Below are 5,761 nucleotides of genomic sequence, written 5' to 3'. Positions count from 1 at the left end.
GTGATGAAAGCGGCAAAGGGATAATCTTTGTCATAGTCATAATGGGGCATAGCGACACCCCCTTACAGTTCCGGCGCAGGCTTTTCCCGATGGGGCTGCACCTTGCTCTGATTGGCACATTCCTTCCGGCTCTGCTCCAGTCGCTCCTTGATGGAGGGCTTTTTCTCCGTCTGCCTCTCCCTGTGGCGCTCATGCTCCCACTCGTCGCCGGAGAGGGTGAGATAGCCTCTACTGGTGAAGCAGCCCTGTTCCTCCTGCATGGCGTGGTTGCCGAAGGGAACGGGATCAATGGCATCCAGCAGCTCCGGGGGCAGAAGAATGTCCAAATGCTGCGCCAGATAGCGCCAGCCCACATCCTCCACCTTGCGGATGTTGGGCTCCAGGACAAAATACTCGGTGTTGGCGGGAAACTCCCGGAACTGCTCCAGGGTGGTCAGACGATAGGGCGACTCTTGGACGGCGGCCAGGAGGTCACGGTCCTCCGGGGAAAGTCCGGCAAGCGCCTGGGCCGCTACCTCCAGCTCGCTTGCGTCACCGCCTGCGGGGAGCAGCGGCTTCAAATGCTCCATGAAGTTGACCTCGGCTTTACTTTTTGCCATGCACACCATCCTTTCGTTTGGGAAACTCCAGCTTGAAATTGACATACTTGCCGCCGGTATCGTCCAGGATCACCACGGCGTCATAGGTGGAACCTTTCTTCTCCGACCACATCCCCTTGACGGAAGTGCGGCCCTTTTTCAGAAGGTCGGCCGCCATTTTCCAGGTCATTTCCTTGCGGCGGCTGGTCCAGAAACGGTCATTCTTCCACATGACAAACTGACAGGCCCGGTCCGAACAGGCGAAGTTCTTCTTGCCCTCATAGACCGGCTTACCGCAGCGGGGGCAGAGGCCCACCGTCTCCTTCTCCGGCTGGAACAGCTTTTGCCCATCCTCGGAAATGTGGGAGTAGTTCCGCACCAGCTCCGCCGCCATTGCCTCGATCCCGTCCATGAAGTCCTCCGGCGACGCCTGGCCCTTTGCAACCTCGTTCAACTGCTGCTCCCAATCCGCTGTGAGCTTGGGAGAGGTCAGCAGTTCCGGCAGCACCGTGACCAGGTTGATACCCGCCTTTGTGGGGATCAGGTTCTTGCCCTTGCGCTCTACAAATCCGCCGGACACCAGCTTTTCAATGATGGCCGCCCTGGTTGCCGGGGTGCCCAGGCCCTTGCGCTCTGCCTCGTCCGGCATATCTTCCTTGCCTGCGTTCTCCATGGCCGACAGAAGGGTGTCCTCTGTGTAGGGCTTGGGGGGCGAAGTGAAGTGTTCGGTGACGGAGGCGGAGACCGGCTCAAAGACCTGCCCCTCGGTCAAGGCCGGAAGGACACCCTCGGCATCTTCATTCTCCGGTTTCTCCTTCAGGGAGGAACGGAACACCTCCTGGATAGCCCGCCAGCCTTGGGAAAGCACCTGCTTTCCTTTTGCCGTGAAGGTATGTCCGCCGCAGTCAAAGATAGCCGTGACCGCCTCATATACGAAAGGCTCTGCCGCCGCGCACAGCAGCTTGCAGCAGACCAGCAGAAGGATATTGCGCTCGCCCACAGGCAGCGCAGGTACATCCGCCTTTTCCAGCTCCAGGGTGGGAATCAGGGCGTGGTGGTCGGATACCTCCTTGTCGTTCACCAGCGCCAGAACATCGGGAAAAAACTCCGGGCAGGCGTCGAAGGGCGGCACCCGCGCCGCCAGATGCAGGACCACGGAGGCGTTTTCCGTCATGTCAACCGTCAGATACCGGCTGTCCGTGCGGGGATAGGTCAGCAGCTTCTTTTCATAGAGCGATTGGGCGTAGTCCAGGGTTTGCTTGGCCGTGTAGCCGAATACCCGGTTTGCCTCCCGCTGCAAGGTGGTCAGGTCGTACAGTTTGGGCGGCTTCTCCGTCTTTTTCTCCCGCACCAGGGATACACACACGGCTTGCTGCCCGTCACAGGCGTCCCGGATGGTCTGGGCGTCCTCCGGGGAAACAATGCGGTCGCTGACCGCCTCGGCCTCCTCCAGCGTCAGCCGCACATGATGGTATTTCTCCTTGCGGAATAGGACGATCTTACCGTCCCGGTCGGCCAGCATCGCCAGGGTGGGCGTCTGCACCCGCCCAATATTTAACGTTCGATGATACAACACCGAAAAGAGCCGTGAGGCATTGATACCAATAAGCCAGTCCGCCTTTTGGCGGCAAAGTGCCGATTGATACAGCGGGTCATAGTCCGCGCCGGGGCGCAGGTCGGCAAAGCCCTCCCGGATCGCCGCATCCTCCATCGAAGAAATCCAGAGACGGGAGAAAGGCTTGGAACATCCGGCGGCCTCATAGACCAGCCGGAAGATCAATTCACCTTCGCGCCCTGCGTCGCAGGCGTTGACCAGCTCCGTCACATCAGGGCGTTCCATCAGGGAACGGAGAATGTGGAACTGGTCAGCCTTTTCCTCGGACACCACATAGCGGAAGGGGTAGGGCAGGATGGGAAGGTCCTCATACCGCCACTTCTTATAGCGGTCATCGTAGGCAGCCGCGTCCGCCAGCCCCACCAAATGCCCGATGCACCAGGAAATGAGATACCCATTTCCTTCAAAATAGCCATCGGCCCTGGATGTGACATCCAGGACCGATGCGATACTCTTTGCTACACTCGGTTTTTCACAGATCACCAATTTGCTCAATTCTGGTCCTCCTGTTCTTCCTGTTCAGGAACATCCTCGTTTTCGTATTCCTCGTCCTCGAACTCATAATCGTCCGGGTCGGCGCTGACCTTTGCGCCTTGCTTGGGCTTGATGAACTTGATGTAGGCGAAGGCTCCGCCGCCGCCCAGAGCCGCCAGCAGCAGGATCAGCACCAGGGCGCCGCCGCCGCCGGACTCTTTCTCCGGCTCCGGTTCGGGCTCCGGCTCCACCTCCGGCGCTTTCCCGGCGCACTCGCTCATATTTACCGCACAGACCGGACAGGCGGTATTCACCGCACCGGCCTGGCACTTCTCGGCGCAGGTACAAGCCGCAGGCTTTTCCTCCGTCTGTCCGTCCTCCAGCAGCGCCATCAGGTCGGCTTCGTCCACCTGGTTCAAGAAGTGAACGGCGGTCTCCTTGTCCTCGTTGGCCCGGTCGATCAGGATGTAAAAATAGTTGCCCGCTTTCGTGGTCACGGTGATAAGCTGCTTATCGCCGTAATAATCGTCCACCAGCGTGGCGTTGCCCTCCGGGGTAAGGGGCTGGCCCTCCGGCTCCATGCCCCCGGTGGCGGGTTCCTCGGTGGGTTCCGGCGTCGTCTCGGCGGACTCTCCCGTGTAGTAGTCGCCATCCCCACCGCCCGCAAAGGCGGTGACGGAGAAGGCGGTCATGCACAGGACCACCACCGTCAGGGACGCCAAAAGGCGGAAAACTCTGTTACGCTTCATCTTCGCCGTCCTCCATTCCTTTCATATCCTCGTCGTCGGGGTCCGGCGCCGCCTCCGCCTCCATCATCCCGTCGGGCAGGGTGATAAGGCCGCTGGCGTAGGCCTTCAGGAAGGCGGTCAGTTCCTTGTTGTCCATCCGCACCGCCTTGACCATGCGGACGATCTCCAGGTTTTCTTCCTCGGTGAGCTGCGCCTCCAGCTCCCGAAGTCGCTTCTGCTGGGCGGAGATCTTCTCCTTCGTCTTTTCGATGTCTTTGCGAATCTTCTCAACCGTTGCCATGTGTGCAAAACTCCTTTCCAAATCGTTCTCTCCAGGAATAGTTCCGCCCCAGGCCCTTGACCGTTTTCAGGTTTTTCCGGGCGTTGTCCTCCAGCGCCAGGGCGCGGCGGAACAAATCGGGATGCTGCTCCCGCAGGGCGGTGATCTCGTCGGGTTTCATGCTGGGACAGAAAAAACAGGACGATTTTCCCGGCTGGGGCAGCCCTGCCGCCTCGATCTGCCGGATGCAATCGTCCCGCGTCCATCCCCATTCCATCAGGGGATACCACTTGCTGTATTTTCGGTCGGCCAGGTCTCCCAGCAGCACCTTGTCGCTGCGGTAGCCCTCGCCCGCGTCGTAGCCGATGAACTTGACCACCCGTTTGCCCGCCGCCCACGCCTTTTGACACGGCGGGTAATGGTTGCAGAACTTTTCCTGCGGCCCGATCTTGTGTTTCAGGGAACACCGCTTGAAGCCGTAGGCAATGGACGGTAGGCTGCAACTTTGCAGACATTCATCCTCCAGCGTCAGCCGTTTCCCGTCACGGGTGGTCTTATACACTCTGATAATGGGAGGCATCCCGTGGTCCTTCAGCCAGCGGTCCATCACCTCCAGATAGGCGTAGGTGTGGGGATGCTCTGCCCCCGTATCCGCAAAGAGAATCAGGTCCACCGGGATACGGTGCTGGTGCAGCCCGATCAAAAGGGCGGTGCTGTTGGCGCCGCCCCCATAGGAAACCATATTGATGCTTCATCACCTCCATCAGTTGTACGGCGGTCTGCCGTATGCGTAGAAATGGGACTGCCAGTAGCTCGTGTTCAGGTTGGAATACTGGATGGGGTCGCCGCAATGCAGCATCATCCCGTCGCCCACATAAATGCCTACATGAGATACGCCGGTTGTGTCGTAGGTGCCCACGAAGAACACCAGATCGCCGGGCTGGGGGTCGGATACTGGGGTGGAAATATTGTAGAGCCCCTGTGCGCCCAGCCGCCCGGTATTGCACAGGCCGCTGTTGGTCAGCACATAACTGACGAATCCGCTGCAATCGAAAGAAGTGCTGGGACTGCTGCCGCCCCACACATAGGGATAACCCAGGTATTTTTCCGCCTCGGTAATGAGGGTGTTGAACCGCTCGTCCGTCAGGTATTCAGCGGGAATCTCCCAGGCGGTGGGAGGGTTGTCGATGTACTTGTTCACATACCCGGAGGACGGGAACAGATCGGGGCGGTTGCCCAGGGTGGACATATAGGTGGCATACAAGGAAAGCTGTTCCTCGCCCATCATGTAGACAGGCACATGGGAGAGGTCGAAGTTTTCCAGCGTGACGGTGCAGATGGTCCAGGTATAGGGCACCCGAACCGTATAGGTGTTGCCCTCGCTGTCCGTCCGTGTCTCCGTCCGATAGCGGGTCTCCGTGGTCACAGTTTCGGTGAGAATGTATTGCTTGTCAAAGAGGGTTTGAAGGTCGCCCTGTACCTGGTCGATGGTGAACACCCCTTCATGGAGTGCTGACAAAATGGAGATCAGCACATAGGGGTCGTGCTCAATCTCGTCCAGGTCAAAGTGATATTCGTCATAGTCGTGGGTGGTCTCGTAGGTGTCCAGGTACTCCCGCAATTCATCTTCTTTGGCGCAGTAGGCTTCTTCCGCCGCCAACATATCGGAATCCTCGGAGAGATAAGAGGACGCCATGATGTTGGACACCCCGCCGCCGAACATGGAGGAACAGGATTGCAGGGAGCCCAGCAGCATCACCAGCAGAAGGCCGATGCCGCCCACGATCAGCGCACCCTTCCAATGCCGTTTCAGGAAAAGGGCGGTGCGCTTGGACTCCTGGGCGGTTTTCTTGGATGCCTTTGCCGTAGCCTCCGCTGTTTTTCCGGCCTGGGCGGTCTTGCCCGCCGCCCGGTATGCCGCTGCATATTGCTTTTGCAGCTTCCGTTTCTGCCACAGGCGGGAGATGGGATTGGATGCAAGCTGGGGGTTATCCGCCACGGCTTTCCGATAGTAGAAATCCGCATTGGCCTTGACCGCCGCCTGCTCCGCCTTTGCCGCGTCCCGCCAGGGTTTCAGCTTGCGTTC

At 59.3% G+C, this 5,761-nt stretch carries 6 protein-coding genes; all 6 read right to left on the bottom strand.

From position 1 onward, the window contains the following. Positions 1 to 62 precede the first annotated feature (62 nt). Positions 63 to 599 (bottom strand): hypothetical protein, encoded by a 537-nt coding sequence (locus tag U0L91_RS06805; RefSeq protein ID WP_330045480.1) that lies wholly within the window; start codon positions 597 to 599, stop codon positions 63 to 65. Further along, the gene (locus tag U0L91_RS06800; protein ID WP_330045478.1) at positions 586 to 2,688 is read right to left on the bottom strand and encodes a DNA topoisomerase 3; all 2,103 of its coding nucleotides are present in this window, start codon (positions 2,686 to 2,688) and stop codon (positions 586 to 588) included. Before U0L91_RS06800 ends, U0L91_RS06805 begins: the two co-directional genes overlap by 14 nt. Then, a complete protein-coding gene (locus tag U0L91_RS06795) occupies positions 2,685 to 3,416 on the bottom strand; it encodes a DUF4366 domain-containing protein (RefSeq protein ID WP_330045476.1) in 732 nt (243 codons plus the stop codon). The genes U0L91_RS06800 and U0L91_RS06795 overlap by 4 nt, the downstream gene beginning before the upstream one ends. Then, positions 3,406 to 3,696 carry a DUF4315 family protein gene (locus tag U0L91_RS06790; protein ID WP_117515658.1) on the bottom strand — a complete coding sequence of 97 codons (291 nt, stop codon included), beginning with the start codon at positions 3,694 to 3,696 and terminating at the stop codon, positions 3,406 to 3,408. The genes U0L91_RS06795 and U0L91_RS06790 overlap by 11 nt, the downstream gene beginning before the upstream one ends. Further along, entirely contained in the window at positions 3,683 to 4,423 is a 741-nt protein-coding gene (locus tag U0L91_RS06785) for an adenine nucleotide alpha hydrolase family protein (protein ID WP_118359288.1), read from the bottom strand. The genes U0L91_RS06790 and U0L91_RS06785 overlap by 14 nt, the downstream gene beginning before the upstream one ends. Before the next feature lie 15 nt (positions 4,424 to 4,438). Then, positions 4,439 to 5,761 (bottom strand): CD1108 family mobile element protein (locus U0L91_RS06780; RefSeq protein WP_330045472.1); only part of this gene is annotated, 1,323 nt, incomplete at its 5' end.

Source organism: Gemmiger sp., from assembly GCF_036306485.1.
Classification (GTDB): Bacteria; Bacillota; Clostridia; order Oscillospirales; family Ruminococcaceae; genus Gemmiger.
The sequence above is the reverse complement of the archived record's forward strand: the minus strand, read 5'-3'. Positions and strand labels throughout refer to the sequence as shown.

Excerpts from the sequence above, each read along its gene's own strand:
- U0L91_RS06805 (WP_330045480.1), bottom strand. The coding sequence starts at position 599 with ATGGCAAAAAGTAAAGCCGAGGTCAACTTCATGGAGCATTTGAAGCCG.
- U0L91_RS06795 (WP_330045476.1), bottom strand. The coding sequence starts at position 3,416 with ATGAAGCGTAACAGAGTTTTCCGCCTTTTGGCGTCCCTGACGGTGGTG.
- U0L91_RS06790 (WP_117515658.1), bottom strand. The coding sequence starts at position 3,696 with ATGGCAACGGTTGAGAAGATTCGCAAAGACATCGAAAAGACGAAGGAG.